This window comes from Pseudomonas sp. OF001 (assembly GCF_904426495.1).
In the GTDB taxonomy this organism is placed as follows: Bacteria; Pseudomonadota; Gammaproteobacteria; order Pseudomonadales; family Pseudomonadaceae; genus Geopseudomonas.
Genome location: NZ_CAJGBM010000065.1, coordinates 107,725 through 131,003 on the forward strand (window position 1 = coordinate 107,725; position 23,279 = coordinate 131,003).

22 protein-coding genes are annotated in these 23,279 nt (G+C 68.9%); 11 read left to right on the forward strand and 11 right to left on the reverse strand.

The annotated features are described in order from the left end of the window. Positions 1-45 precede the first annotated feature (45 nt). From hisC to rpsA, 4 genes are all read left to right on the forward strand, one after another. On the forward strand, positions 46-1,158 hold the full coding sequence (gene hisC / locus RA210_RS21495) for a histidinol-phosphate transaminase (RefSeq protein ID WP_201487949.1): 1,113 nt from the start codon (positions 46-48) through the stop codon (positions 1,156-1,158). Continuing rightward, complete coding sequence (locus RA210_RS21500; RefSeq protein WP_201487950.1) at positions 1,151-3,382, forward strand: bifunctional prephenate dehydrogenase/3-phosphoshikimate 1-carboxyvinyltransferase; 2,232 nt, start codon at positions 1,151-1,153, stop codon at positions 3,380-3,382. Before hisC ends, RA210_RS21500 begins: the two co-directional genes overlap by 8 nt. Further along, positions 3,379-4,071 carry a (d)CMP kinase gene (gene cmk, locus RA210_RS21505; protein WP_201487951.1) on the forward strand — a complete coding sequence of 231 codons (693 nt, stop codon included), beginning with the start codon at positions 3,379-3,381 and terminating at the stop codon, positions 4,069-4,071. The genes RA210_RS21500 and cmk overlap by 4 nt, the downstream gene beginning before the upstream one ends. A 118-nt stretch (positions 4,072-4,189) precedes the next feature. Continuing rightward, positions 4,190-5,866, forward strand: coding sequence for a 30S ribosomal protein S1 (rpsA, locus tag RA210_RS21510; RefSeq protein ID WP_136490579.1), 1,677 nt, complete (start codon positions 4,190-4,192; stop codon positions 5,864-5,866). A 148-nt stretch (positions 5,867-6,014) separates the two neighbouring features. Here the strand turns inward: rpsA and RA210_RS21515 are convergent, their stop codons facing one another. The 5 genes from RA210_RS21515 to RA210_RS21535 form a co-directional block, all read right to left on the reverse strand. Then, complete coding sequence (locus tag RA210_RS21515; protein ID WP_136490578.1) at positions 6,015-6,716, reverse strand: ABC transporter ATP-binding protein; 702 nt, start codon at positions 6,714-6,716, stop codon at positions 6,015-6,017. A 3-nt stretch (positions 6,717-6,719) separates the two neighbouring features. Further along, the gene (gene livG / locus RA210_RS21520) at positions 6,720-7,487 is read right to left on the reverse strand and encodes a high-affinity branched-chain amino acid ABC transporter ATP-binding protein LivG (protein ID WP_201487952.1); all 768 of its coding nucleotides are present in this window, start codon (positions 7,485-7,487) and stop codon (positions 6,720-6,722) included. Further along, positions 7,484-8,740: a high-affinity branched-chain amino acid ABC transporter permease LivM gene (locus RA210_RS21525; RefSeq protein ID WP_201487953.1), complete on the reverse strand. Its 1,257-nt coding sequence runs from the start codon at positions 8,738-8,740 to the stop codon at positions 7,484-7,486. The genes livG and RA210_RS21525 overlap by 4 nt, the downstream gene beginning before the upstream one ends. Then, entirely contained in the window at positions 8,737-9,660 is a 924-nt protein-coding gene (gene livH, locus RA210_RS21530) for a high-affinity branched-chain amino acid ABC transporter permease LivH (protein WP_136490575.1), read from the reverse strand. The genes RA210_RS21525 and livH overlap by 4 nt, the downstream gene beginning before the upstream one ends. A gap of 218 nt (positions 9,661-9,878) precedes the next feature. Further along, positions 9,879-11,000, reverse strand: coding sequence for a branched-chain amino acid ABC transporter substrate-binding protein (locus RA210_RS21535; RefSeq protein ID WP_136490574.1), 1,122 nt, complete (start codon positions 10,998-11,000; stop codon positions 9,879-9,881). Positions 11,001-11,244: 244 nt separating this feature from the next. On the opposite strand from RA210_RS21535, the gene RA210_RS21540 reads away from it, so the two are divergent. Together RA210_RS21540 and RA210_RS21545 are read left to right on the forward strand one after the other, a co-directional pair. Then, entirely contained in the window at positions 11,245-11,571 is a 327-nt protein-coding gene (locus RA210_RS21540; RefSeq protein WP_201487954.1) for a DUF2288 domain-containing protein, read from the forward strand. A 68-nt stretch (positions 11,572-11,639) separates the two neighbouring features. Continuing rightward, on the forward strand, positions 11,640-12,005 hold the full coding sequence (locus RA210_RS21545; RefSeq protein WP_201487955.1) for a DUF5064 family protein: 366 nt from the start codon (positions 11,640-11,642) through the stop codon (positions 12,003-12,005). A gap of 6 nt (positions 12,006-12,011) precedes the next feature. Here the strand turns inward: RA210_RS21545 and phnE are convergent, their stop codons facing one another. The 4 genes from phnE to RA210_RS21565 are packed head-to-tail and all read right to left on the reverse strand — an operon-like array spanning position 12,012 to position 15,275. After that, positions 12,012-12,779, reverse strand: a complete 768-nt coding sequence (gene phnE / locus RA210_RS21550; RefSeq protein WP_201487956.1) for a phosphonate ABC transporter, permease protein PhnE — start codon at positions 12,777-12,779, stop codon at positions 12,012-12,014. Then, positions 12,776-13,627 carry a PhnE/PtxC family ABC transporter permease gene (locus RA210_RS21555; RefSeq protein ID WP_201487957.1) on the reverse strand — a complete coding sequence of 284 codons (852 nt, stop codon included), beginning with the start codon at positions 13,625-13,627 and terminating at the stop codon, positions 12,776-12,778. The genes phnE and RA210_RS21555 overlap by 4 nt, the downstream gene beginning before the upstream one ends. Further along, the gene (locus RA210_RS21560; RefSeq protein WP_201487958.1) at positions 13,621-14,427 is read right to left on the reverse strand and encodes a phosphonate ABC transporter ATP-binding protein; all 807 of its coding nucleotides are present in this window, start codon (positions 14,425-14,427) and stop codon (positions 13,621-13,623) included. Before RA210_RS21560 ends, RA210_RS21555 begins: the two co-directional genes overlap by 7 nt. Continuing rightward, entirely contained in the window at positions 14,424-15,275 is an 852-nt protein-coding gene (locus RA210_RS21565; protein WP_201487959.1) for a putative selenate ABC transporter substrate-binding protein, read from the reverse strand. Before RA210_RS21565 ends, RA210_RS21560 begins: the two co-directional genes overlap by 4 nt. Before the next feature lie 164 nt (positions 15,276-15,439). On the opposite strand from RA210_RS21565, the gene RA210_RS21570 reads away from it, so the two are divergent. Then, positions 15,440-16,333: an NAD(P)-dependent oxidoreductase gene (locus RA210_RS21570; protein ID WP_201487960.1), complete on the forward strand. Its 894-nt coding sequence runs from the start codon at positions 15,440-15,442 to the stop codon at positions 16,331-16,333. Next, the gene (locus RA210_RS21575; RefSeq protein WP_136490721.1) at positions 16,330-17,133 is read left to right on the forward strand and encodes a hydroxypyruvate isomerase family protein; all 804 of its coding nucleotides are present in this window, start codon (positions 16,330-16,332) and stop codon (positions 17,131-17,133) included. The genes RA210_RS21570 and RA210_RS21575 overlap by 4 nt, the downstream gene beginning before the upstream one ends. Positions 17,134-17,251: 118 nt before the next feature. Here RA210_RS21575 and rapA read toward each other — a convergent pair whose 3' ends face one another. Beyond that, positions 17,252-20,101 (reverse strand): RNA polymerase-associated protein RapA, encoded by a 2,850-nt coding sequence (gene rapA / locus RA210_RS21580; protein WP_201487961.1) that lies wholly within the window; start codon positions 20,099-20,101, stop codon positions 17,252-17,254. Between the two features lie 139 nt (positions 20,102-20,240). Between rapA and RA210_RS21585 the strand changes: the two genes are divergently transcribed. Both RA210_RS21585 and ccoM read left to right on the forward strand, forming a co-directional pair. Further along, positions 20,241-20,402 carry a hypothetical protein gene (locus RA210_RS21585; protein ID WP_168772537.1) on the forward strand — a complete coding sequence of 54 codons (162 nt, stop codon included), beginning with the start codon at positions 20,241-20,243 and terminating at the stop codon, positions 20,400-20,402. A 248-nt stretch (positions 20,403-20,650) separates the two neighbouring features. After that, positions 20,651-20,767 carry a cytochrome c oxidase subunit CcoM gene (gene ccoM, locus RA210_RS22125; protein ID WP_280142154.1) on the forward strand — a complete coding sequence of 39 codons (117 nt, stop codon included), beginning with the start codon at positions 20,651-20,653 and terminating at the stop codon, positions 20,765-20,767. A 119-nt stretch (positions 20,768-20,886) separates the two neighbouring features. On the opposite strand, the gene RA210_RS21590 is transcribed toward ccoM, so the two are convergent. After that, entirely contained in the window at positions 20,887-21,357 is a 471-nt protein-coding gene (locus RA210_RS21590) for a MaoC family dehydratase (protein WP_201487962.1), read from the reverse strand. 233 nt (positions 21,358-21,590) lie between these two features. Between RA210_RS21590 and fadD1 the strand changes: the two genes are divergently transcribed. Then, positions 21,591-23,279: a long-chain-fatty-acid--CoA ligase FadD1 gene (gene fadD1 / locus RA210_RS21595; protein WP_201487963.1), complete on the forward strand. Its 1,689-nt coding sequence runs from the start codon at positions 21,591-21,593 to the stop codon at positions 23,277-23,279.

Consider the following 23,279-nt stretch of genomic DNA (forward strand, 5'->3'; position numbering starts at 1 on the left):
TCGCCCTGTGCCCCGTGGCCGGCGATCCTTGCCGGAGGCAAACCGATGAGCTGTGACTTCCTCGCCCTGGCCGTGCCGGGTGTGCAGAAACTGTCCCCCTACGTCCCGGGCAAGCCGGTCGACGAACTGGCCCGCGAGCTGAACCTCGACCCGGCCGGCATCGTCAAGCTGGCCAGCAACGAGAACCCGCTGGGCCCCTCGCCGAAGGCGCTGGAAGCGATCCGCGCCGAGCTGGGCGACATCACCCGCTATCCCGACGGCAGCGGCTACGCGCTGAAGGCCAAGCTGAGCGAGCGCTTCGGCCTGGCTCCTGAGCAGATCACCCTGGGCAACGGCTCCAACGACGTGCTCGACCTGATCGCCCGCGCCTGGCTGGCGCCGGGGCTGAACGCGGTGTTCAGCCAGTACGCCTTCGCCGTCTACCCGATCTCCACCCAGGCCACCGGCGCCGAGGGCCGCGCCGTGCCGGCGAAGGAGCATGGCCACGACCTGGAGGCCATGCTGGCGGCCATCGACGCCAACACCCGCGTGGTGTTCGTCGCCAACCCGAACAACCCGACCGGCACCTGGTTCGGCCCGGACGCGCTGGAGTCGTTCCTGGCGCGCGTGCCGGCCAACGTGCTGGTGGTGCTCGACGAGGCCTACATCGAGTTCGCCGAGGGCTCCGAGCTGCCCAACGGCCTCGAGTACCTGGCGCGCTACCCGAACCTGATCGTCACCCGCACCCTGTGCAAGGCCTACGGCCTGGCCGGCCTGCGCGTCGGCTACGCCGCATCCAGCCCGCAGGTGGCCGACGTGCTCAACCGCGTGCGCCAGCCGTTCAACGTCAACAGCCTGGCCCTGGTCGCCGCCTGCGCCGCGCTGGACGACGCCGAGTACCTGGCCGAAGGCCGCCGGGTCAACGCCGCCGGCATGGCCCAGCTGGAGGCCGGTCTGGCCGCGCTGGGCCTCAAGTGGATTCCCAGCAAGGGCAACTTCCTCGCCGTCGACTTCGGCACCGACGCCGCGCCGATCAACCAGGGCCTGCTGCAGCGCGGGGTGATCGTCCGTCCGGTGGCCGGCTACGGCATGCCGACCTTCCTGCGCGTGTCCATCGGCACCCAGGCGGAGAACGCCCGCTTCCTCGAGGCGCTCGCCCAGGTGCTCGACCGTGGCTGATCGCCGGCCCACGCCCCTGGTCGGTCGCCTGGTGGTGGTCGGCCTCGGCCTGATCGGCGGCTCCTTCGCCAAGGGCCTGCGCCAGCAGGGGCTGTGCCGCGAGGTGGTCGGCGTCGACCTGGACGCCGAGTCGCGCCGCCTCGCGGTGCAGCTCGGCGTGGTCGACCGCTGCGAGAGCGAGCTGGCCGCCGCCTGCGCCGGCGCCGACGCGATCATGCTGGCGGTGCCGATCATCGCCATGGAGAAGGTGCTGGCCCAGCTGGCCACCTTCGAGCTGGGCGATGCGGTGATCACCGACGTCGGCAGCGCCAAGGGCAACGTGGTGCGCGCCGCGCGCGCCGCCTTCGGTGCGCGGGTGGCGCGCTTCGTGCCGGGCCACCCGATCGCCGGCTCGGAGAAGAGCGGCGTGGAGGCGGCCAACGGCAAGCTGTACCGCCGCCACAAGGTGATCCTCACCCCGCTGGCCGAGACCGATCCGCAGGCGCTGGCACTGGTCGATGGCCTGTGGCGCGCGCTGGACGCCGACGTCGAGCACATGAGCGTCGAGCACCACGACGAGGTGCTCGCCGCCACCAGCCATCTGCCGCACCTCTTGGCCTTCGGCCTGGTCGACTCGCTGGCCCACCAGAGCGAGAACCTGGAAATCTTCCGCTACGCCGCCGGCGGCTTCCGCGACTTCACCCGCATCGCCGGCAGCGATCCTTTGATGTGGCACGACATCTTCCTCGCCAACCGCGAGGCGGTGTTGCGCATCCTCGACCGCTTCCGCAGCGATCTCGACGTGCTGCGCGAGGCGATCGATCATGGGGACGGGCATCACCTGCTGGGCGTGTTCACCCGCGCCCGCGTCGCCCGCGAGCATTTCAGCAAAATCCTGGCCCAACGGGCCTATGTGGACGCCATGCATTCCAACGACCTGATCTTCCTGGCCCAACCGGGCGGCAGCCTGAGCGGACGGATTCGCGTCCCGGGCGACAAGTCCATCTCCCACCGCTCGATCATGCTCGGCTCGCTGGCCGAGGGCACCACCGAGGTGGAAGGCTTCCTCGAGGGCGAGGACGCCCTGGCCACCATCCAGGCGTTCCGCGACATGGGCGTGGTCATCGAGGGCCCGCACCACGGCCGCGTCACCGTGCACGGCGTCGGCCTGCACGGCCTCAAGGCGCCGGCCGGCCCGCTGTACATGGGCAACTCCGGCACCTCGATGCGCCTGCTCTCCGGCCTGCTCGCCGCCCAGCCGTTCGACACCGAGCTGACCGGCGACCCGTCGCTGTCCAAGCGGCCGATGAACCGCGTGGCCAAGCCGCTGCGCGAGATGGGCGCGCAGATCGAGACCGGCCCGGAAGGCCGTCCGCCGCTGCGCATCAAGGGCGGCCAGAAGCTGACCGGCATGCACTACGAGATGCCGATGGCCAGCGCCCAGGTCAAGTCCTGCCTGCTGCTGGCCGGCCTGTACGCCGCCGGCGAGACCTCGGTGACCGAGCCGGCGCCGACCCGCGACCACACCGAGCGCATGCTGCGCGGCTTCGGCTACCCGGTGAGCGTCGAGGGCGCCACCGCCAGGGTGGAGAGCGGCCACAAGCTGAGCGCCACCCACATCGAGGTGCCGGCAGACATCTCCTCGGCGGCCTTCTTCCTGGTCGCGGCGAGCATCGCCGAGGGCTCCGAGCTGGTCCTCGAGCACGTCGGCATCAACCCGACCCGCACCGGGGTGATCGACATCCTCAAGCTGATGGGCGGCGACATCACCCTGGAGAACCAGCGCGAAGTCGGCGGCGAGCCGGTGGCCGACATCCGCGTGCGCTCGGCCAGGCTCAAGGGCATCGAGATTCCCGAGGATCTGGTGCCGCTGGCCATCGACGAGTTCCCGGTGCTGTTCGTCGCCGCCGCCTGTGCCGAAGGGCGCACCGTGCTGCGCGGCGCCGAGGAGCTGCGCGTCAAGGAATCCGACCGCATCCAGGTGATGGCCGACGGCCTCCAGGCCTGCGGCGTCAGGGCCGAGCCGACCCCGGACGGCATCGTCATCGACGGCGGCCCGATCGGCGGCGGCGAGGTGTGGGCGCACGGCGACCACCGCATCGCCATGTCGTTCAGCATCGCCTCGCTGCGCGCCAGCGCGCCGATCCGCATCCACGACTGCGCCAACGTGGCCACCTCCTTCCCCAACTTCCTCGCCCTGTGCGCCGAGGTCGGGGTGCGCGTGGCCCGGGAAGGCGAGCAATGATCGGCCTGGCCCCGGTCGTCGCCATCGACGGGCCGAGCGGCTCGGGCAAGGGCACGGTGTGCAGCCGGCTGGCCCGCCAGCTCGGCTGGCACCTGCTCGACTCCGGTGCGCTGTACCGCCTGCTGGCGCTGGCCGCCGGCCGCCACGGCATCGCCCTGGACAACGAGGCGGCGCTGGAGACCCTGGCCGCCAACCTCGACGTGCAGTTCGTCGCCGCCGCGGAAGGCCTGCACGGCCAGCGCATCCTGCTGGAAGGCGAGGAGGTCGGCGACGAGCTGCGCACCGAGCAGGCCGGCGCCGGCGCCTCGCAGGTCGCCGCGCTGCCCGGCGTGCGCGCTGCGCTGCTGCAGCGCCAGCGCGATTTCCGCGCCGCGCCGGGGCTGATCGCCGACGGCCGTGACATGGGCACCGTGGTGTTTCCCGACGCGCCGCTGAAGATCTTCCTCACCGCCAGCGCCGAGGAGCGCGCCCGTCGGCGCTACCTGCAGTTGAAGGACAAGGTGCCTGGTGCTAATCTGTCCAGTCTGCTGGAAGAGATCCGTGCGCGTGACGAACGCGACACGCAGCGTGCTGTGGCTCCACTGAAGCCGGCGTCTGACGCCATCCTGCTGGATTCCACTGAACTCTCGATCGAGCAGGTACTGGAGCGCATCCTCGCCGAAGTCGCCGCGCGCGATCTGGCCGGATGATCCAGCGAGGCGGACGGAACCCAGTCCAATTCCTTCGCCTCTTTATGACAAACGAACCCGTGCCGGCTGGGGTGCGGATCGGGCACATTTCCTGTGCCCTTGATCAACAGGTATGAACATGAGCGAAAGCTTCGCAGAACTTTTTGAAGAAAGCCTGAAATCCCTCGACATGCAGCCGGGTGCCATCATCACCGGCATCGTGGTCGACATCGACGGTGACTGGGTTACCGTGCATGCTGGCCTCAAGTCCGAGGGCGTCATCCCGGTCGAGCAGTTCTACAACGAGCAGGGCGAGCTGACCATCAAGGTCGGTGACGAAGTCCACGTGGCGCTGGACGCCGTGGAAGACGGCTTCGGCGAAACCAAGCTGTCCCGCGAGAAGGCCAAGCGCGCCGAGTCCTGGATCGTTCTGGAAGCTGCGTTCGCTGCCGAAGAAGTGGTCAAGGGCATCATCAACGGCAAGGTCAAGGGCGGCTTCACCGTCGACATCAACGGCATCCGCGCGTTCCTGCCGGGTTCGCTGGTCGACGTCCGTCCGGTGCGTGACACCACCCACCTGGAAAACAAAGAGCTCGAGTTCAAGGTCATCAAGCTCGACCAGAAGCGCAACAACGTTGTCGTTTCCCGTCGCAGCGTGCTGGAAGCCGAGAACAGCGCCGAGCGCGAAGCCCTGCTGGAATCCCTGCAGGAAGGCCAGCAGGTCAAGGGTATCGTCAAGAACCTCACCGACTACGGTGCGTTCGTCGACCTGGGCGGCGTCGATGGTCTGCTGCACATCACCGACATGGCCTGGAAGCGCATCAAGCACCCGTCCGAGATCGTCAACGTCGGCGACGAGATCGAAGTCAAGGTCCTCAAGTTCGACCGCGAGCGCAACCGCGTCTCCCTGGGTCTGAAGCAGCTGGGCGAAGATCCGTGGGTCGCCATCAAGGCGCGCTACCCGGAAGGCACCCGCGTGCAGGCCCGCGTCACCAACCTGACCGACTACGGCTGCTTCGCCGAGCTGGAAGAAGGCGTCGAAGGTCTGGTGCACGTGTCCGAAATGGACTGGACCAACAAGAACATCCACCCGTCGAAGGTCGTCAACGTCGGCGACGAAGTGGAAGTCATGGTCCTGGACATCGACGAAGAGCGTCGTCGTATCTCCCTCGGCATCAAGCAGTGCAAGCCGAACCCGTGGGAAGAGTTCTCCGGCCACTTCAACAAGGGCGACCGCATCTCCGGCACCATCAAGTCGATCACCGATTTCGGTATCTTCATCGGTCTGGAAGGCGGCATCGACGGTCTGGTTCACCTGTCCGACATCTCCTGGAACGAGCCGGGTGAAGAAGCCGTGCGTCGCTTCAAGAAGGGCGACGAGCTGGACACCGTGATCCTGTCGGTCGATCCGGAGCGCGAGCGTATCTCCCTGGGCATCAAGCAGCTGGAAGACGATCCGTTCTCCAACTACGCCGCCCTGAACGAGAAAGGCGCCATCGTTCGTGGCACCGTCAAGGAAGTCGACGCCAAGGGCGCCGTCATCACCCTGGCCACCGAAGTGGAAGGCGTGCTGAAGGCTTCCGAAATCAGCCGTGACCGCGTCGAAGACGCCCGCAACGTGCTGAAGGAAGGCGACGAAGTCGAAGCCAAGATCATCAGCATCGACCGCAAGAGCCGCGTCATCAGCCTGTCCGTGAAGTCCAAGGACGTCGATGACGAGAAGGAAGCCATGAAGGAACTGCGCAAGCAAGACGTGAGCGCCGGTCCGACCACCATCGGCGACCTGATCAAGGCTCAGATGAGCAACCAGAACTAAGTTCTGCTTGATCGAGAAAAAGGGCGACTTCGGTCGCCCTTTTTCATGTCCGCGATTCGCCGACTGCCGCTTGTGGTGCGCATGGCGCATCCTGCTGGGCCCGAGTGCGGCCCGGGCGTAGGGTGCGCCGTGCGCACCCTCTGGATCGTCAGCCGCCCAGGTAGGCCTTGCGCACCTCCGGATTGGCCAGCAGCGCCGCGCCGCTGTCCTGCAGGACGATGCGGCCGTTCTCCAGCACGTAGCCACGGTCGGCCAGCCTGAGCGCCTGGTTGGCGTTCTGCTCGACCAGGAACACGGTGACGCCGTCCTCGCGCAACTGCTCGATGATCTCGAAGATCTGCTGGATGATGATCGGCGCCAGCCCCAGCGACGGCTCGTCGAGCAGCAGCAGGCGCGGCTTGCTCATCAGCGCGCGGCCGATGGCGAGCATCTGCTGCTCGCCGCCGGACATGGTGCCGGCGCGCTGGGCGTAGCGCTCCTTAAGGCGTGGGAACAGCGCGAGCACCTTGTCCATCTGCTCCTGGTAGTCGCCCCTGGCGGTGAAGAAGCCGCCCATGGCCAGGTTCTCCTCCACCGTCAGGCGGGCGAACACCCGTCGCCCCTCGGGGACGATGGCGATGCTCTTGCGCATGATGTCGCAGGAGTCCTGGCCGACCAGCTCCTCGCCCAGATAGCGGATGCTGCCGCTGGCCGCGCGCGGCGAGCCGCACAGGGTCATCAGCAGGGTGGACTTGCCGGCGCCGTTGGCGCCGATCAGGGTGACGATCTCGCCCTTCTGCACCTCGAGGCTGACCCCGTGCAGCGCCTGGATCTTGCCGTAGAAGGTGGAGACATTCTCGAATCTCAGCATGGTTCAGGCTTCCCCCAGGTAGGCCTTGATCACGTCCGGATTGCTGCGGATCTGCTCCGGCGTGCCGTCCGCCAGGGGGGTGCCCTGGTTGATCACGTAGATGTGGTCGGAAATGCTCATCACCAGGTGCATGTCGTGCTCGATCAGCAGCACGGTGACGCCATGCTCGGTGCGCAGCATGCCGATCAGCTGCTTGAGCTCCTCGGTCTCGCGTGGGTTGAGGCCGGCGGCCGGCTCGTCGAGCATCAGCAGCCGCGGGCGGGTCATCATGCAGCGGGCGATCTCCAGGCGGCGCTGCTGGCCGTAGGCCAGGGTGCCGGCCGGGCGGTTGGCCACCTCGAGCAGGTCGACGCGGTCCAGCCAGTGGGCGGCGTACTCCATGGCGTCCTGCTCGCTGCGGCGGAACGCCGGGGTCTTCAGCAGGCCGCCGAGGAAGTTGGTGTTGAGGTGGCGATGCTGGGCCACCAGCAGGTTCTCCACCGCGGTCATGTCCTTGAACAGGCGGACGTTCTGGAAGGTGCGCACCACGCCCTTGCGGGCGATCTGGTGGCCGGGCAGGCCGTGGATCGCCTCGCCCTTGAGGACGATGCTGCCGCCGGTGGGCTGGTAGAAGCCGGTCAGGCAGTTGAACACGGTGGTCTTGCCGGCACCGTTTGGGCCGATCATCGACACCACCTGTTTCTCCTCGACGTCGAGGCGGACGCCGTTGACCGCCAGCAGGCCGCCGAAGCGCATGGAGAGGTTGCGGACCTCGAGCAGGGGACGGCTCATCGACGCACCTCCAGATGCGGGCGCTGCATCGGCAGCAGGCCTTGCGGCCGCCAGATCATCATCAGCACCATCAGGGCGCCGAACATCAGCATGCGGTATTCGTTGAATTCGCGGGCCAGCTCGGGCAGCAGGATCATCACCACCGCGGCGAGGATCACGCCGAGCTGCGAGCCCATGCCGCCGAGCACGACGATGGCGAGGATGATCGCCGACTCGATGAAGGTGAACGACTCGGGGCTGACCAGGCCCTGGCGCGCGGCGAAGAAGCTGCCGGCGAAACCGGCGAAGCAGGCGCCGAGGGTGAAGGCCGACAGCTTGATCAGCGTCGGGTTGAGGCCGAGGGCGCGGCAGGCGATCTCGTCCTCGCGCAGCGCTTCCCAGGCGCGGCCCAGCGGCATGCGCAGCAGGCGGTTGATCACGAACAGGGCCAGCAGCACCAGCAGCAGGGCGATCAGGTAGAGGAAGATCACCTTGTGGTTGGAGTTGTAGGCGATGCCGAGGAACTCGTGGAAGGTCTGCATGCCCTCCGGTGCGCGGCGCTCGAAGGTCAGGCCGAACAGGGTCGGCTTGTCGATGCCGCTGATGCCGTTGGGGCCGCCGGTCAGCCAGGTCATGTTGCGCAGCAGGATGCGGATGATCTCGCCGAAGCCGAGGGTGACGATGGCCAGGTAGTCGCCGCGCAGGCGCAGCACCGGGAAGCCGAGCAGGAAGCCGAACAGCGCGGCCATGGCCCCGGCGATCGGCAGGCAGGTCCAGAAGCCCAGCCCGTAGTAGTGCGACAGCAGCGCGTAGCTGTAGGCGCCGACCGCGTAGAAGCCGACGTAGCCCAGGTCGAGCAGGCCGGCCAGACCGACCACGATGTTCAGGCCGAGGCCGAGCATCACGTAGATCAGGATCAGGGTGGCGATGTCCACCGCGCCGCGCGAGCCGAAGAACGGCCAGACCAGGCCGACCACGATCAGCGCCAGCACGCCCCAGCGCTGGGTCGAGGGCAGGGTGAGGAAGTTGCCGGCGCCGCCGGACAGGCTGGGCAGGCGCGGGAGGCCGGCGCAGGCCGAGGCGACGCGCTCGCGGCTCAGTTGCCAGACGAACATGGCCAGCGCGCAGGCGGCGATGGTCCACAGGGTGAGCGGGCTGGCGCCATGCACCTCGACGCGGATGCCCACGGTGGTCAGCTTGAGGCCGAGCACCGGGTAGGCCACGGCGAGCACCAGCAGGGCGCTGAAGAAGGCGGTCTTGAGGTTCCTGTTCATACCTTTTCCACCTCCGGGCGGCCGAGGATGCCGGTCGGGCGGAACAGCAGCACCAGGACCAGCAGGCCGAAGGCCACCACGTCCTTGTACTGGTCGCCGAACAGGTCGGCGCCGAACGCCTCGGCGACGCCGAGCAGCAGGCCGCCGAGCATGGCGCCGGGGATGCTGCCGATGCCGCCGAGCACCGCGGCGGTGAACGCCTTGATGCCGGCGAGGAAGCCGATGTGCGGGTTGATCACGCCGTACTGCATGCCGAGCAGCACCGCCGCCACGGCGGCCAGCGCGGCGCCGATGACGAAGGTCAGGGCGATGATGCGGTTGCTGTCGATGCCCAGCAGGTTGGTCATCTTGATGTCCTCGGCGCAGGCGCGGCAGGCGCGGCCGAGGCGCGAGCGGGAGATGAACAGGGTCAGGCCGAGCATGGTCGCCAGGGTGACCACGAAGATCAGCACCTGCATGTAGGAGAGCACCACGCCGTTCATGGCACTCTCGCCGAACACGAAGTTGCCCGGCAGCAGGTTGGGGATGGCCTTGTCCTTGGAGTCCTGGGCCAGCAGCACCTGGTTCTGCAGGAAGATCGACATGCCGATCGCCGAGATCAGCGGGATCAGCCGGTTGCTGCCGCGCAGCGGGCGGTAGGCGACCCGCTCGATGCTGTAGCCGTAGGCGCTGGTGACGACGATGCTGGCGGCGAAGGCGGCGAACATCACCAGCGGCAGGCTGTCCAGCCCCATCAGGCCGAGACCGGCGATGACGATGAAGGCCACGTAGGAGCCGATCATGTATACCTCGCCGTGGGCGAAGTTGATCATGCCGATGATGCCGTAGACCATGGTGTAGCCGATGGCGATCAGCGCGTAGGTGCTGCCGACCGTGAGGCCGTTCACCAGCTGTTGCAGGTAGTGGTAGAGCTCGGGCATGACGCCTCTCCTGAGGATCCCGGCGGCGCTGACGGGTGCGCAAGCCTCGGCCGCTGGCCGGTCCGGTGGTCCATGCGTCCGGAGCTTTGCCTGCACCTGTGTCGTACGGGCCGGTCGCCCGGGCGCGCAGGGATCGAATCCGCCAGCGCCGGCGGGATCCTCCGCCGGCGCTGCCTGGTCGTGTCACGGCCGGATAGATGACCGGCCGGGCGGTTGCGTTACTTGGCGAGAGTCTTGGTGCCGTCGGCGTGCCACTCGTAGACCACGAAGCTGAAGTCCTTGAGGTCACCCTTCTCGTCGAAGGCCAGGGCGCCGGTGGGCGTCTCGAAGGTGTTGCTGCGCAGGGCCTCGGCGACCTTGACCGGATCGGTGCTGTCGGTCTTGTCGATGCTTTCGGCGATCACCTGCACGGCGGCGTAGGAGGGGAACACGAAGGGACCGGACGGATCCTGCTTCTTGGCCTTGAACGCCTCGACCAGCGCCTGGTTCTTCGGATCCTGGTCGAAGGACTTGGGCAGGGTCACCAGCATGCCTTCGGAGGCCGGGCCGGCGAGGGCGGAGATTTCCGAGTTGCCGACGCCTTCCGGGCCCATGAAGCGCACCTTCAGGCCCTTCTCGGCGCTCTGGCGCATCAGCAGGGCGAGTTCCGGGTGGTAGCCGCCGTAGTAGACGAAGTCGACGCCGGCCTGCTTGAGCTTGGCGATCAGCGAGGAGAAGTCCTTGTCGCCGCTGTTGATGCCTTCGAACATCGCGACCTTGACGCCGGCCTGCTCCAGGGTCTGCTTGACCGCGGTGGCGATGCCTTCGCCGTACTGCTGCTTGTCGTGGATCACTGCGACGTTGCTCGGCTTGATCGTCTCGGCGATGAACTTGCCGGCGGTCGGGCCCTGCAGGCTGTCCAGGCCGATGGTGCGGAAGATCATCTGGTAGCCGCGGGCGGTGATGTCCGGGCTGGTGGCGGCCGGGCTGATCATCAGGATGCCTTCGTCCTCGTAGATGTCGGACGCCGGCTGGGTGGAGCTGGAGCAGAGGTGACCGACGACGAAGGAGATGCCGTCGTTGACGACCTTGTTGGCGACCGCCACGGCCTGCTTGGGATCGCAGGCATCGTCGTAGTGCACGCCCTCGAGCATCTGGCCGTTGACCCCGCCGGCCTTGTTGATCTGCTCGATGGCCATTTCCGCACCGACGAACTGCATCTCGCCGTATTGCGCCACCGGACCGGTGATCGGGCCGGCGATGGCGATCTTGATGGTGTCGGCGGCCAGGCTGTGGCTGGCGACCCCGGCCAGGGCGAGGGCGGCGAACAGCCGGGAAAGCTTCCCTGTGACTTTGCTCATATGTGCTCCACTGTTGTCATCGTTTTATGTGGTGCAGATCGGGGCTCAGCCGCCAATCTGCAACAAGCTTCTGATCCCGCATCTAAGTTGCCGTGTCGGCAAGCAAAAAGCCAGTGTCCGAGAGTCTGGCGACACGCCGTGCCGCGTCCTGGCCGTGGCGTAATCTTTACGCTGCCGCCGGGCGCGGACTTGTCTGGCGGACTCCGGGCGCTATCATGGCGCCCCCCGATCGAAGGTACCTTCCATGTCTGCACCCAATTCAGAACCTAGCACTCTCTATACCAAGCTGCTCGGTGAGACCGCGGCGATTTCCTGGCAGGAACTGCAACCCTTCTTCGCCCGCGGCGCGGTGCTGCGCGTGGAGGGCACTCAGGACCTGGTGGCGGTGGCCGAGGCGCTGGCTTGCGACGACAAGGACAAGGTCACCCGCTGGCTGACCTCGGGCGATCTGCGCAAGCTGGGCGAGCTGGATGCCGAGGACTACCTGGCCCGCGATCCGCAGCTGTGGGCGGTGGTGGTGGCCCCCTGGGTGCTGGTGCAGGAGCGCCTGGCGGCGCCGGCCCTGCACTGATCCGGTGCGGCGTGGCGCGCCGGCAAAGCCGAACTAGACTGACTGAGTTCCGACACAGGAGTTCTGCCATGTTCGAGCCCGGTCACGTGCACGTCTCCAACCCGGTGGCTGCCTTAGGCTTGCCGACCTACAACGTGGACCTCTATTACGAAGTGCGCCCGGGCTCCAAGGCGGGCCCGGTGGTGCACTTCCGCATGGTTGGCGAGATCGCCGAGAAGCCTTTCGAGGAAGAGTTCGAGATGTCCCACGACACCGCATTCAACTTCGCCGGCACCATCGGCAAGGTCGCGGCCCGGCACGGGATGCCGATCAACCACAGCCCGGTCGTGCGCCATCACAAGGAGTTCGACGCCACCTTCGCGGATCTGCGCACCAAGCTCAGGGCGGCGGTCGGTGGGCCGCTGAGCGCCCACGACCCGAACGCGGAAAGCTGACGGCCGTCAGTGGCTGACCCAGCGCTGGCGCGCCCAGCCGCTCAGCGCGTCCACTGCCAGCACCAGCAGCAGCATGGCGAGGATCACCGTGGCGGCCTGGGCCTGCTGGAACAGGCTGAGGCTGACGTAGAGCATCTGCCCGAGGCCGCCGGCGCCGACGAAGCCGAGCACGCTGGCCATGCGGATGTTGTTCTCCCAGCGGTACAGCATGTAGGCGATCAGCTGCGGCCATACCCCCGGCAGGGTGCCGTAGACGAAGGCCGCCACGCGCCCGCCGCCGGCCAGGCGGATCGCCTCGCCCGGCTCGGCCGGGGTGTTCTCCAGCGCCTCGGCGAACAGCCGGCCGAGCACGCCGGCGGTGTGCAGGGCCAGTGCCAGGGTGCCGGCGTTAGGACCGAGGCCGGCGGCCAGCACCATCAGCGCCGCCCACACCAGTTCCGGAATCGAGCGCAGCGCGTTGAGCACCAGGCGCGCCAGCGCTCCGGCGGCGCGGCCGAAGCGCCCGGCCGCGGGCAGCGCCAGCAGCAGGCCGAGCAGGGCGGCGAGCAGGGTGCCGAGCGCCGACATGGCCAGGGTCTCCAGGCTGGCGCGGCCGATGGCGGCGAGGTGCGCGCCGGAGAAGTCGGCGGGGAAGAAACCGGTGGCGTAGTCGGCCATCAGCGCCAGGCTGCGCGGGCTGGTAAGTCCGGAGAAGTCCAGGCCGAGGCCGGTGAAGGACGCGGCGACGGCCAGCATGATCGCCAGCAGCAGGCCGTAGTTGAGGGCGCGCTTCATGTCAGCCGGCTCCGCAGCAGGCGGCTGAGCTGGTCGGCCAGCAGCACCAGGGCGAAGAAGGTCAGCAGCATGCTGGCCACCTCGCCGCCGGCGAACATGCGCATCGACAGGTCGATCTGCTGGCCGAGGCCGCCGGCGCCGACGAAGCCCATCACCACCGAGGCGCGGATCGCGCATTCCCAGCGGTACACGGTGTAGGAGAGCATCTCCGCCGCCGCGTTGGGCAGCACGCCGTAGGCGAACGCCGCCAGCCGGGGGCTGCCGGCGGCGAGCAGGGCGCGCGCCGGGCGTGGGTCCACCGATTCGCAGATCTCCGCGTAGACCTTGCCGAGCATGCCGCCGTAGGTGATGGCGATGGCCAGCACCCCGGCGGTGGGGCCGAGGCCGACGGCGCGCACGAACAGCAGCGCCCAGACGATCTCCGGGATACTGCGCAGCACGATCAGCAGGGCGCGCACCGGCCAGCGCAGCGCGCTGCTCCACCAGCGCGGGCGGCCGCCGCGCGCCAGCGCCGATACCGACAGCACGCGGGTGGCGGCGAGCGCGCAGGGCACGGCGATCAGCCAGGCCAGGGCCATGCCGGCGGTGGCGATGGCCAGGGTTTCCAGGGTGGCGCGGCCGAGCAGGGCGAGGAACTCGGCATCGTGCGCCGGTGGCCAGAAGGCGGCGACGAAGCTGCCCATGGTGGCGGCGTTGCCTGAGTCCAGCAGCACGGCGAGGTTCAGCTCGCTGAGCGACAGCCCCGGCCACAGCAGGGCCAGGGCGAGGATGGTCAGCAGCAGGCGCGGCAGGGCGGCGGGGTCGCGCAGGGCGGCCGCGCCGGCAGCAGGCGGTGAACTGGTCAGCATCGCGGAATGGTCACGATCTGCGGCGCAGGGGGCGGCGAGGCGGGCGATGGCTGGTCCAGCTGCTCGTTGGCGTACAGGGCGTCCAGCGCCTGCGGGGTCACCTCGTGCGCCGGCAGGTCGAAGGCGATGCGCCCGTCGCGCACGCCGACGATGCGCGGGAAGTGGTTGAGCGCCAGCTCCACCGCATGCAGGCTGGCCAGCAGGGTGACGCCGCGCGCTTCGGCCTCGCGGGTCAGCACGCCGAGGGTATGGCTGGCCAGCACCGGGTCCATGGCCGACACCGGCTCGTCGGCGAGGATCAGCTCGGCCTGCTGGTACAGCACGCGGGCGATGCCGACGCGCTGCAGCTGGCCGCCGGAGAGCTGGTCGCAGCGCTCGAACAGCTTGTCGGCCAGGTCGAGGCGTGCGAGGGCGTCGCGCACGCCGCCGGCATCCAGCGGATGGACGAGGTTGAGCAGGCCCTTCCACAGCGGCCACTGGCCGAGGCGGCCGGCGCTCACCGCGGTGACCACGCGCTGGCGCGGCGGTAGCGGCGGGCTCTGGTGGACCAGGCCGAGGCGCGCGCGCAGGCGCTTGCGTGCCGCGCCGGCCAGCTGCCACGGCTGTTCGCCGAGCAGTTCCAGGCGGCCTTCGGACGGCTGCAGGCTGGTGGCCAGCAGACGCAGCAGGGTGGTCTTGCCGGCGCCGGACGGGCCGATGATGGCCAGCCGCTCGCCGCGGCCGACCGAGAGATCGACTTCCTGCAGGGCGCGCCGACCGTTGGCGTGGGTCAGGCCCACGCCGGTCAGGCGCACGGTCACTTCAGCAGGCCGGCGGCGCGGGCGGCTTCCTCGATGCCGGCGTAGTTTTCCGGCTTGGTCTCGATGAAGCGGCTGGCGGCCTGCAGGTCGAGGATCGCCTTGTGCTCCGGGTTGGTCGGGTCGAGGGCGAGGAACGCCTGCTTGATCTTGGCGGTCAGTGCCGGATCGAGGGTGCCGCGCACGGTCCAGTTGTAGTCGTAGTAGGTCGGGGTGGTGGCGAACACGTGTACCTTGGCGGTGTCGACCTTGCCGGCGGCGACCAGCTTGTCCCACACCGAGGCGTTCAGCACGCCGGCGTCGACCTTGCCGGCCTGCACCCAGGCCACGGTGGCGTCGTGGGCGCCGGAGAAGGCCACGCGGGAGAAGAACTGCTCGGGCACGATGCCGTCCTTCTGCATGAAGTAGCGCGGCATCAGGCTGCCGGAGGTGGAGGACACCGAGCCGAAGGCGAAGGTCTTGCCCTTGAGGTCCTGCAGCGACTTCACGTTGGCGTCGGCGCTGATGAACTTGCTGGTGAACTTCTCGTCCTGCTCGCGCTGCACCAGCGGGATGGCGTTGCCGGTCTTCAGGCGGGTCTGCACGAAGGTGAAGCCGCCCAGCCAGGCCAGGTCGACGCGGTCGGCGGCGATGCCCTCGACCACCGCGGCGTAGTCGGCCACCGGGACGAACTCGACCGGCATGCCCAGCTCCTTCTCCAGGTAGGCGCCCAGCGGCTTGAACTTGCGCAGCAGCTCGGTGGGTGCCTCGTCGGGGATGGCGGAAACCTTGAGGGCATCGGCGGCCTGGGCGGCCAGGGCGGAAACGGACAGGGCGATGGCGGCGGCGAGCGCCAGGGTGCGCTTGAGCATATGAATCTCCGGTTCAATAGCGGAAACGTTCGGGCGCGAATTATAGGAGGCCGCGCGTGCTTTTGCGCGGCTTTTGCCGGCCGGCGCGCCGGGTTGGCCGGAAGGCCAATCGGTGGGCCGGCGCGCGACTGCTAAGATGGAGCTTTTCCGCTGCGGAGATGGACATGAGCGATACCTTGCCGGCCCTGGCCTTTGCCGGCATCGGCCTGATGGGCCTGCCGATGAGCCGCCGCCTGCTGGCCGCAGGCTTTCCCCTGAGCGTATGGAACCGCAACCCGGCCAAGTGCGAGGCGCTGGTGGACGCCGGCGCGCAGGTGGTTGTGCATCCGGGCGACCTGTGCCACGAGGCGGACGTCGTCATGCTCTGCCTGGCCGACACCGCCGCGGTGCGCGAGGTGGTGTTCGGCCCCGGCGGCATCGTCGAGACCGGTCTGCCGGGGCAACTGCTGGTGGACTTCTCCAGCTGCGATCCGGCGGCGACCCGCGAGATGGCCATCGAGCTGGAGGAGCGCTGCGGCATGCGCTGGGTGGATGCGCCGGTGTCCGGCGGCACCCCGGGCGCCGAGGCCGGCAGCCTGGCGATCATGGCCGGCGGCGCGGCGGACGACATCGAGCGGCTGCGACCGGTCCTCGCCCACCTCGGCCAGCGCGTGACGCGCATGGGCGAGGTCGGCGCCGGGCAGGTGACCAAGGTGTGCAACCAGATGATCGTCGCCTGCAACGCCCTGGTGATCGCCGAGGTGGTGGCGCTGGCCGAGCAGGCCGGGGTGGACGCCAGCCTGCTGGCACCGGCGCTGGCCGGCGGGTTTGCCGACTCGAAGCCTTTGCAGATCCTCGCCCCGCAGATGGCCGAGAGCCGCTTCGAGCCGGTCAAGTGGCACGTGCGCACCCTGCTCAAGGACCTCGACACCGCGGTGAAGCTGTCCCGCGAGCAGGGCTCGTCCACGCCGATGAGCGGCCTTGCCGCGCAGCTGATGCGCCTGCACGGCAGCCAGGGCAATCTGGAGTGCGATCCGGCGACCCTGGTCGAGCTGTATCGCCGGGAGGACGAGGCATGAAGCTCGCCGCCAACCTGACCATGCTGTTCACCGAGCTGCCGCTGGCGGAGCGCATCCGGGCGGCGGCCGAAGCCGGCTTCGCCGGGGTGGAGGTCCAGTTTCCCTACGAGGTCCCCGCCCACGAGCTCAAGGCCGCGCTTCAGGCGGCGGGGCTGCCGCTGGTGCTGATCAACCTGCCCGCCGGCGACCTGATGACCGGCGGTCCGGGGCTGGCGGCGGTGCCCGAGCGCCAGGCCGAGTTCGATGCGGCGCTGGCCCAGGCGCTGGTCTATGCCGCCGGCGTGCGTCCGCGGTTCGTCAACGTGCTGCCTGGCCGGCTGGCCGAGGGCGTGAGCCGCGAGGCGGCGCTGGAAAGCCTGGTCGGCAACCTGCGCCGCTGCGCGGAAGCCTTTGCGCCGCTGGGCATCCGGGTGCTGGCCGAGGCGATCAACCCCCTCGACATGCCGGGCTTCCTGATCAATACGGCGGATGATCTGAACCGGCTGGTGGAGGCGGTGGACCACCCCAACTTCGCTGCCCAGCTCGACCTCTACCACATGGCCCGCCAGGACCTGGACCTGCCGGCGAGCGTCGCCGCGCTGGGCGGACACATCGGCCACGTGCAGTTCGCCGACTGCCCGGGACGCGGGGCGCCGGGCTCCGGCTCGGTGGATTTCGCGGCGGCGCTGGCGGCGCTGCGCGAGGCGGGTTACGACGGCTGGCTGGCGGCCGAGTACCGGCCGGGGGAGGCGGGCACCGCCGCCAGCCTGGAGTGGCTGGGGCAGTGGCGGGAGGAACCGCGAGCCGAGCAAGCGGTGTAGGGGCGAATTCATTCGCCCAGAGGCCCCTGCAGAGGCGAATGAATTCGCCCCTACGCAGAGCCGTGCAAGACGCGGGTGGGCAATCGCGCAGCGTTGCCCACCTCGTCCTGCGTAGCGTCTAGCCGGCGACCAGCACGCGGATCGCCTCCAGGCGCAGGGCGGCCTTGTCGAACAGGGCGATGCCCTGCTCGCGCTGCCGGCGCAGGCTGTCCAGCTCGCTGTCGCGCACGCTGGGGTTGACCGCGCGCAGCGCCTCCATGCGGGCGACCTCTTCCTCCAGCTTGGCGGCGAAGCGGCGGGCGGCCTCGCTGACCCGCTCGGCGTGCTGCGGGGCGACCTTGGCCTCGCCCTTGGCGATCAGCTTGGCCAGCACGTCGCGCTGGGCCTGGACGAACTTGTTGGAGCTGATCCGCGGCACGCTTTCCAGCTGGTCGTGCAGGGTCTCGAAGCTGACCCGCGCGGCCAGGTCGTTGCCGTTGGCGTCGAGCAGGCAGCGCAGCGCCGCCGGCGGCAGGTAGCGGCCGAGCTGCAGGGCGCGCGGCGCCACCACCTCGCTGACGTAGAGCAGCTCGAGCAGCAGGGTGCCGGGCTTGAGCGCCTTGTTCTTGATGATCGCCACCGAGGTGTTGCCCATGGTGCCGGACAGCACCAGGTCCATGCCGCCCTGCACCATCGGGTGCTCCCAGGTGAGGAACTGCATGTCCTCGCGGGCCAGCGCCTGGTTGCGGTCGTAGGTGACGGTCACGCCCTCGTCGTCGCCGAGCGGGAAGCCGGCGTCGAGCATCTTCTCGCTCGGCTTGAGGATCAGCGCGTTCTCCGAGTGGTCCTCGCTGTCGATGCCGAAGGCGTTGAACAGCTCCTCCATGTAGATCGGCAGGGCGAAGTCCTCGTCCTGTTCGAGGATCTCGGCGGCCAAGGCCTCGCCCTCGCCGGCGCCGCCGGAGTTGAGCTCCAGCAGGCGGTCGCGGCCCTTGTGCAGCTCGGCCTCCAGGCTCTCGCGGGCGGCGCGGCCTTCGGCCAGCAACTGCTCCCATTCGCCGTCGTCGCCGCCTTCCAGCAGCGGCAGCAGGCGCGCGCCGAACTGCTGCTGCAGGGCGTTGCCGGTCGGGCAGGTGTTGAGGAAGGCGTTAAGGCCCTGGTGGTACCAGTGGAACAGGCGCTCCTGGGCGCTGTTCTCCAGGTAGGGCACGTGCAGCTGGATGGTGTGCTGCTGGCCGATGCGGTCGAGGCGGCCGATGCGCTGCTCGAGCAGGTCGGGGTGGGCCGGCAGGTCGAACAGCGCCAGGTGGTGGGCGAACTGGAAGTTGCGGCCCTCGCTGCCGATCTCCGAGCAGATCAGCACCTGGGCGCCGAATTCCTCGTCGGCGAAGAAGGCGGCGGCGCGGTCGCGCTCGAGGATGCTCATGCCCTCGTGGAATACCGTGGCCGGGATGCCGGAGCGCACGCGCAGCGCTTCCTCGAGATCGAGGGCGGTCTCGGCGTGGGCGCAGATCACCAGCACCTTGGTCTTCTTCAGCATCTTCAGGGTGTCGATCAGCCACTCGACGCGCGGATCGAAGCGCCACCAGTGCTGGCTGTCGTCGCCGCCGTCGTCCAGCTGCGCCTGGTAGCCGACTTCCGGATAGAGGTCGGCGTGCTCGCCGACCGGCAGCTCCAGGTACTCGGCCGGGCTCGGCAGCGGGTAGGGGTGCAGCTGGCGCTCGGGGAAGCCCTGCACTGCGGCGCGGGTGTTACGGAACAGCACGCGGCCGGTGCCGTGACGGTCGAGCAGCTCGCGGATCAGCCGCGCGCGGGCTTCCTCGTCGCCGCCTTCGACACTGGCCAGCAGGGCATCGCCCTCGCTGCCGAGGAAGCCGTGGATGGCGGCGCGCGCCTCCTGGGACAGCTTGCCGTGGTCGAGCAGCTCCTGCACCGCGGCAGCCACCGGCTGGTACTGGGCGCTCTCGGCGCGGAACGCCTCGAGGTCGTGGAAGCGGTCCGGGTCGAGCAGGCGCAGGCGGGCGAAGTGGCTTTCCAGGCCGAGCTGCTCGGGGGTGGCGGTGAGCAGCAGCACGCCGGGGATCTGGCTGGCCAGGTCCTCGACCAGGCGGTATTCGGCGCTGGCGCCTTCCGGGTGCCAGACCAGGTGGTGCGCCTCGTCGACCACCAGCAGGTCCCAGCCGGCGTCGCGCACGGCCTGCTGGGCGCGACCGTCGTCACGCAGCCAGTCGAGGGCGACCAGCGCCAACTGGCAGTCCTCGAAGGGATTGTCGGCGTCGCTGGCGAGGAAGCGCTCGGCGTCGAACAGGGCGACTTCCAGATTGAAGCGCCGGCGCATCTCCACCAGCCACTGGTGCTGCAGGTTCTCCGGCACCAGGATCAGCGCGCGGCGGGCGCGGCCGGAGAGCAGCTGGCGATGCAGGATCAGGCCGGCCTCGATGGTCTTGCCCAGACCCACCTCGTCGGCCAGCAGCACGCGCGGGCTGGCGCGGTCGGCCACCTCGCGGGCGATGTGCAGCTGGTGGGCGATCGGCTGGGCGCGCGCGCCGGACAGGCCCCACAGCGCCGACTGCTGCAGGCGGCTGGCGTGCTGCAGGCTCTGGTAGCGCAGGGCGAACCAGGGCAGCGGATCGATCTGCCCGGCGAACAGGCGGTCGCTGGCCAGGCGGAACTGGATGAAGTTGGACAGCTGGGTTTCCGGCAGCGAGCGGCTTTCGTTGTCGGCGTTGATGCCGTGGTAGACCAGCAGGCCGTCGACGTCCTCGACCTCCTGCACGGTCAGCTTCCAGCCCTCGAAGTGGGTGATCTCGTCGCCCGGCGAGAAGCGCACGCGGGTCAGCGGCGCGTTGCGCAGCGCGTACTGCCGGGTATCGCCGGTCGCCGGATAGAGGACGGTGAGCAGGCGGCCGTCCTGCGCGAGGATGGTTCCCAGCCCCAGTTCCGCCTCGCTGTCACTGATCCAGCGTTGCCCCGGTTGATACTGCGCCATGCATGTCTCCAGACACGAAAGAGGAAAGGCGGCATTTTAGCGGAAGGGCGCAGGGCAGGCCAAAGCGATCGCGAGCTGGCGGCAGGCGGACAACTGCCGCATCATGCAGGCATCCCCATCCACTGCGCCGGAAGACGCCATGAGTGACGAGACCCTGATCGACTTCGCCGCCGAGCGCGAGCGGCGCATCCACGACCTGCACGAGAAGCGCCTGCAGGACGTCCGCCAGCTGTTCGAGCAGGCCCTGCCGCTGACCGCGAAGAAGAAGGCCAAGAGCCGCGGCAAGCCGAAGAAGCGCTGAAGCCGCATCCTCGCGCGCCAGGGCGCGCCGTTTTTCCCAGGTCGGGCGCCACAGATGGCGCCCGCGGTGTTTCTGGTGCGCCGTTTTTCGCGCAGGGCGTCCTGCCCGGGTGCCGCTCCGTTGATCTGCGTCAGGATTAGCCCGCCTTCACCGGCAGGGTCGTTGGTGCCAGTTGATCCGGGTCAATTTCCCCTGCCCGGGTATGGGTAATCTGGCTTCAACAGCAGGACATGAGCGGAGAACGAGCCATGTTTATGGACGAGGTAGTAATCGCCGGCATCGTGATCGTCGTACTGACGGCCGGCTTCCTGGGTGGATTTGGATATTTCGTCTGGAAGGACGCACAGAAAGGCAGCAAGAAGTAGAGATCCTTCCCGACTCACGAGCACGCAAGGCATTTGGGGCGACTTCGGTCGCCCGTTTTTTTTGCCTGCAGAAAAGCACAGCGCCCGCACGAATGCGGGCGCTGGCGTTTCCGAGGGGCTCAGCCGACGGTGATCGGCGGCAGCTCGGTCAGGGCGATGCGCAGCTTGTCCTGCGGCGCCATCACCTCGGCCTCGCCTTCCACCACCGCCTTGCCCTGCTGGTTGAGCACGCGGGTGGCGATGCGCACGCGGTTCTTCGGCAGCTTCTCCAGCACCTCCAGCTCGACGCTGAGCTCGTCGCCCAGCTTCACCGGACGAGTGAAGCGCAGGTTCTGGCCGAGGTAGATGGTCCCCGGGCCGGGCAGGGTGGTGGCGATGGCCGCGCTGATCAACGCGCCGGTGAGCATGCCGTGGGCGATGCGCTCCTTGAACTGGGTGGTGGCGGCGTACTCGGCGTCCAGGTGCACCGGGTTGCGGTCGCCGGAGACTTCGGCGAACAGCTGCACGTCGCGCTCCGCGACGCGGTGCGGATAGCTGGCCTTCTGGCCGACCTGCAGTTCGTCGTAGGGGGTGTTCTCTACCAGGCTCATGCGTTCTCCTTGAGCGAGAGGGGCTAGGGGGCTGGCGCACGCCGGCCCTGAGCCTTCAGGTTACCGCGTCGCCGCGACGCTGTTCAGCCCCGTGGCCCAGTGCTGCTGTTATCCTCGGGGGTGTCCGCTTGCAGCGCATGCTGCTGCGGGCCATACATAACAAGAGCGCCAGGGCAGGCAGCCGCGTCAGCGGGGCTGGCGACCGGTGCAGCCACACGCGGGGGAGAGGCGCGATGAGCGAGAACTTCTGGACGGACAAGTACCCGGCAGGCATTGCCAGCGAGATCGATCCCGACCGCTACCCGAACATCCAGGCGGTGCTGCGCGAATCCTGCCAGCGCTTCGCCGACAAGCCGGCGTTCAGCAACCTCGGCCGCAGCCTCAGCTATGGCGAGCTGTACCAGCTGTCCGGCGCCTTCGCCGCCTGGCTGCAGGAGCACACCGACCTGGTGCCCGGCGACCGCATCGCCATCCAGCTGCCCAACCTGCTGCAGTTCCCGGTCGCGGTGTTCGGCGCCCTACGCGCCGGGCTGGTGGTGGTCAACACCAATCCGCTGTACACCGCGCGGGAGATGCAGCACCAGTTCAACGACTCCGGCGCCAAGGCGCTGGTGTGCCTGGCCAACCTCGCCCATCTGGCCGAGCAGGTGCTGCCGCACACCGCCATCCGCCACGTGGTGGTCACCGAGGTCGGCGACCTGCTGCCGGTGCCCAGGCGCTGGCTGGTCAACGCCGCGGTGCGTTACGTGAAGAAGATGGTGCCGCACTACCACCTGCCGCAGGCGGTGAAGTTCACCGAGGTGCTGGCACGCGGGCGCGGCCGGCCGCTGCGCGAGGCGCAGCCCAAGGCCGACGAGGTGGCGGTGCTGCAGTACACCGGCGGCACCACCGGAGTGGCCAAGGGCGCCATGCTCAGCCACCGCAACCTGATCGCCAACATGCTGCAGTGCCAGGCGCTGATGGCCGCCAACCTCGGCGAGGGCTGCGAGACCCTGGTCACCCCGCTGCCGCTGTACCACATCTACGCCTTCACCTTTCACTGCATGGCGATGATGCTGCTCGGCAACCACAACCTGCTGATCACCAATCCGCGCGACCTGCCGGCGATGGTCAAGGAGCTGGGCAAGTGGAAGTTCAGCGGCTTCGTCGGCCTCAACACCCTGTTCGTCGCCCTGTGCAACAGCGAGGACTTCCGCCGCCTCGACTTCTCCGCGCTGAAGCTGACCATCTCCGGCGGCATGGCCCTGCAGCAGGCGGTGGCCGAGCGCTGGAAGGAGGTCACCGGCTGCGCCATCTGCGAGGGCTATGGCCTGACCGAGACCAGCCCGGTGGTATCGGTCAATCCGCGCCAGCACAACCAGCCCGGCACCATCGGCATTCCCATGCCCTCGACCCTGTGCAAGGTGATCGACGAGGCCGGCAACGACCTGGGGCTCGGCGTGCCCGGCGAGCTGTGCGTCAAGGGCCCGCAGGTGATGAAGGGCTACTGGCAGCGCCCGGAGGCCACCGCCGAGGTGCTCGGCGCCGACGGCTGGCTGAAGACCGGCGACATCGCGGTGATCCAGGCGGACGGCTACATGCGCATCGTCGACCGCAAGAAGGACATGATCCTGGTGTCCGGCTTCAACGTGTACCCCAACGAGCTGGAGGAGGTGCTGGCCAGCCTGCCGGGGGTGCAGATGGGCGCCGCCATCGGCGTGCCGGACGAGCGCAGCGGCGAGGCGATCAAGCTGTTCGTGGTGCGCAAGCCCGGCGCCGAGCTGAGCGAGGAGCAGGTGCTGGCGCACATGCGCGCCAACCTGACCCGCTACAAGGTGCCGCACCACGTGGAGTTCCGCGACGCGCTGCCGACCAGCAACGTCGGCAAGATCCTGCGCCGCGAGCTGCGCGAGGAGGAGCTGAAGAAGCGCGCGGTGGCCTGA

What these genes read in the sequence shown, in the direction of transcription:
- hisC (WP_201487949.1), top strand. Translation starts at nt 46, where the DNA reads ATGAGCTGTGACTTCCTCGCCCTGGCCGTGCCGGGTGTGCAGAAACTG.
- cmk (WP_201487951.1), top strand. Translation starts at nt 3,379, where the DNA reads ATGATCGGCCTGGCCCCGGTCGTCGCCATCGACGGGCCGAGCGGCTCG.
- rpsA (WP_136490579.1), top strand. Translation starts at nt 4,190, where the DNA reads ATGAGCGAAAGCTTCGCAGAACTTTTTGAAGAAAGCCTGAAATCCCTC.
- RA210_RS21515 (WP_136490578.1), bottom strand. Translation starts at nt 6,716, where the DNA reads ATGCTGAGATTCGAGAATGTCTCCACCTTCTACGGCAAGATCCAGGCG.
- livG (WP_201487952.1), bottom strand. Translation starts at nt 7,487, where the DNA reads ATGAGCCGTCCCCTGCTCGAGGTCCGCAACCTCTCCATGCGCTTCGGC.
- RA210_RS21525 (WP_201487953.1), bottom strand. Translation starts at nt 8,740, where the DNA reads ATGAACAGGAACCTCAAGACCGCCTTCTTCAGCGCCCTGCTGGTGCTC.
- livH (WP_136490575.1), bottom strand. Translation starts at nt 9,660, where the DNA reads ATGCCCGAGCTCTACCACTACCTGCAACAGCTGGTGAACGGCCTCACG.
- RA210_RS21535 (WP_136490574.1), bottom strand. Translation starts at nt 11,000, where the DNA reads ATGAGCAAAGTCACAGGGAAGCTTTCCCGGCTGTTCGCCGCCCTCGCC.
- RA210_RS21540 (WP_201487954.1), top strand. Translation starts at nt 11,245, where the DNA reads ATGTCTGCACCCAATTCAGAACCTAGCACTCTCTATACCAAGCTGCTC.
- RA210_RS21545 (WP_201487955.1), top strand. Translation starts at nt 11,640, where the DNA reads ATGTTCGAGCCCGGTCACGTGCACGTCTCCAACCCGGTGGCTGCCTTA.
- phnE (WP_201487956.1), bottom strand. Translation starts at nt 12,779, where the DNA reads ATGAAGCGCGCCCTCAACTACGGCCTGCTGCTGGCGATCATGCTGGCC.
- RA210_RS21555 (WP_201487957.1), bottom strand. Translation starts at nt 13,627, where the DNA reads ATGCTGACCAGTTCACCGCCTGCTGCCGGCGCGGCCGCCCTGCGCGAC.
- RA210_RS21565 (WP_201487959.1), bottom strand. Translation starts at nt 15,275, where the DNA reads ATGCTCAAGCGCACCCTGGCGCTCGCCGCCGCCATCGCCCTGTCCGTT.
- RA210_RS21570 (WP_201487960.1), top strand. Translation starts at nt 15,440, where the DNA reads ATGAGCGATACCTTGCCGGCCCTGGCCTTTGCCGGCATCGGCCTGATG.
- RA210_RS21575 (WP_136490721.1), top strand. Translation starts at nt 16,330, where the DNA reads ATGAAGCTCGCCGCCAACCTGACCATGCTGTTCACCGAGCTGCCGCTG.
- rapA (WP_201487961.1), bottom strand. Translation starts at nt 20,101, where the DNA reads ATGGCGCAGTATCAACCGGGGCAACGCTGGATCAGTGACAGCGAGGCG.
- RA210_RS21585 (WP_168772537.1), top strand. Translation starts at nt 20,241, where the DNA reads ATGAGTGACGAGACCCTGATCGACTTCGCCGCCGAGCGCGAGCGGCGC.
- ccoM (WP_280142154.1), top strand. Translation starts at nt 20,651, where the DNA reads ATGTTTATGGACGAGGTAGTAATCGCCGGCATCGTGATCGTCGTACTG.
- RA210_RS21590 (WP_201487962.1), bottom strand. Translation starts at nt 21,357, where the DNA reads ATGAGCCTGGTAGAGAACACCCCCTACGACGAACTGCAGGTCGGCCAG.
- fadD1 (WP_201487963.1), top strand. Translation starts at nt 21,591, where the DNA reads ATGAGCGAGAACTTCTGGACGGACAAGTACCCGGCAGGCATTGCCAGC.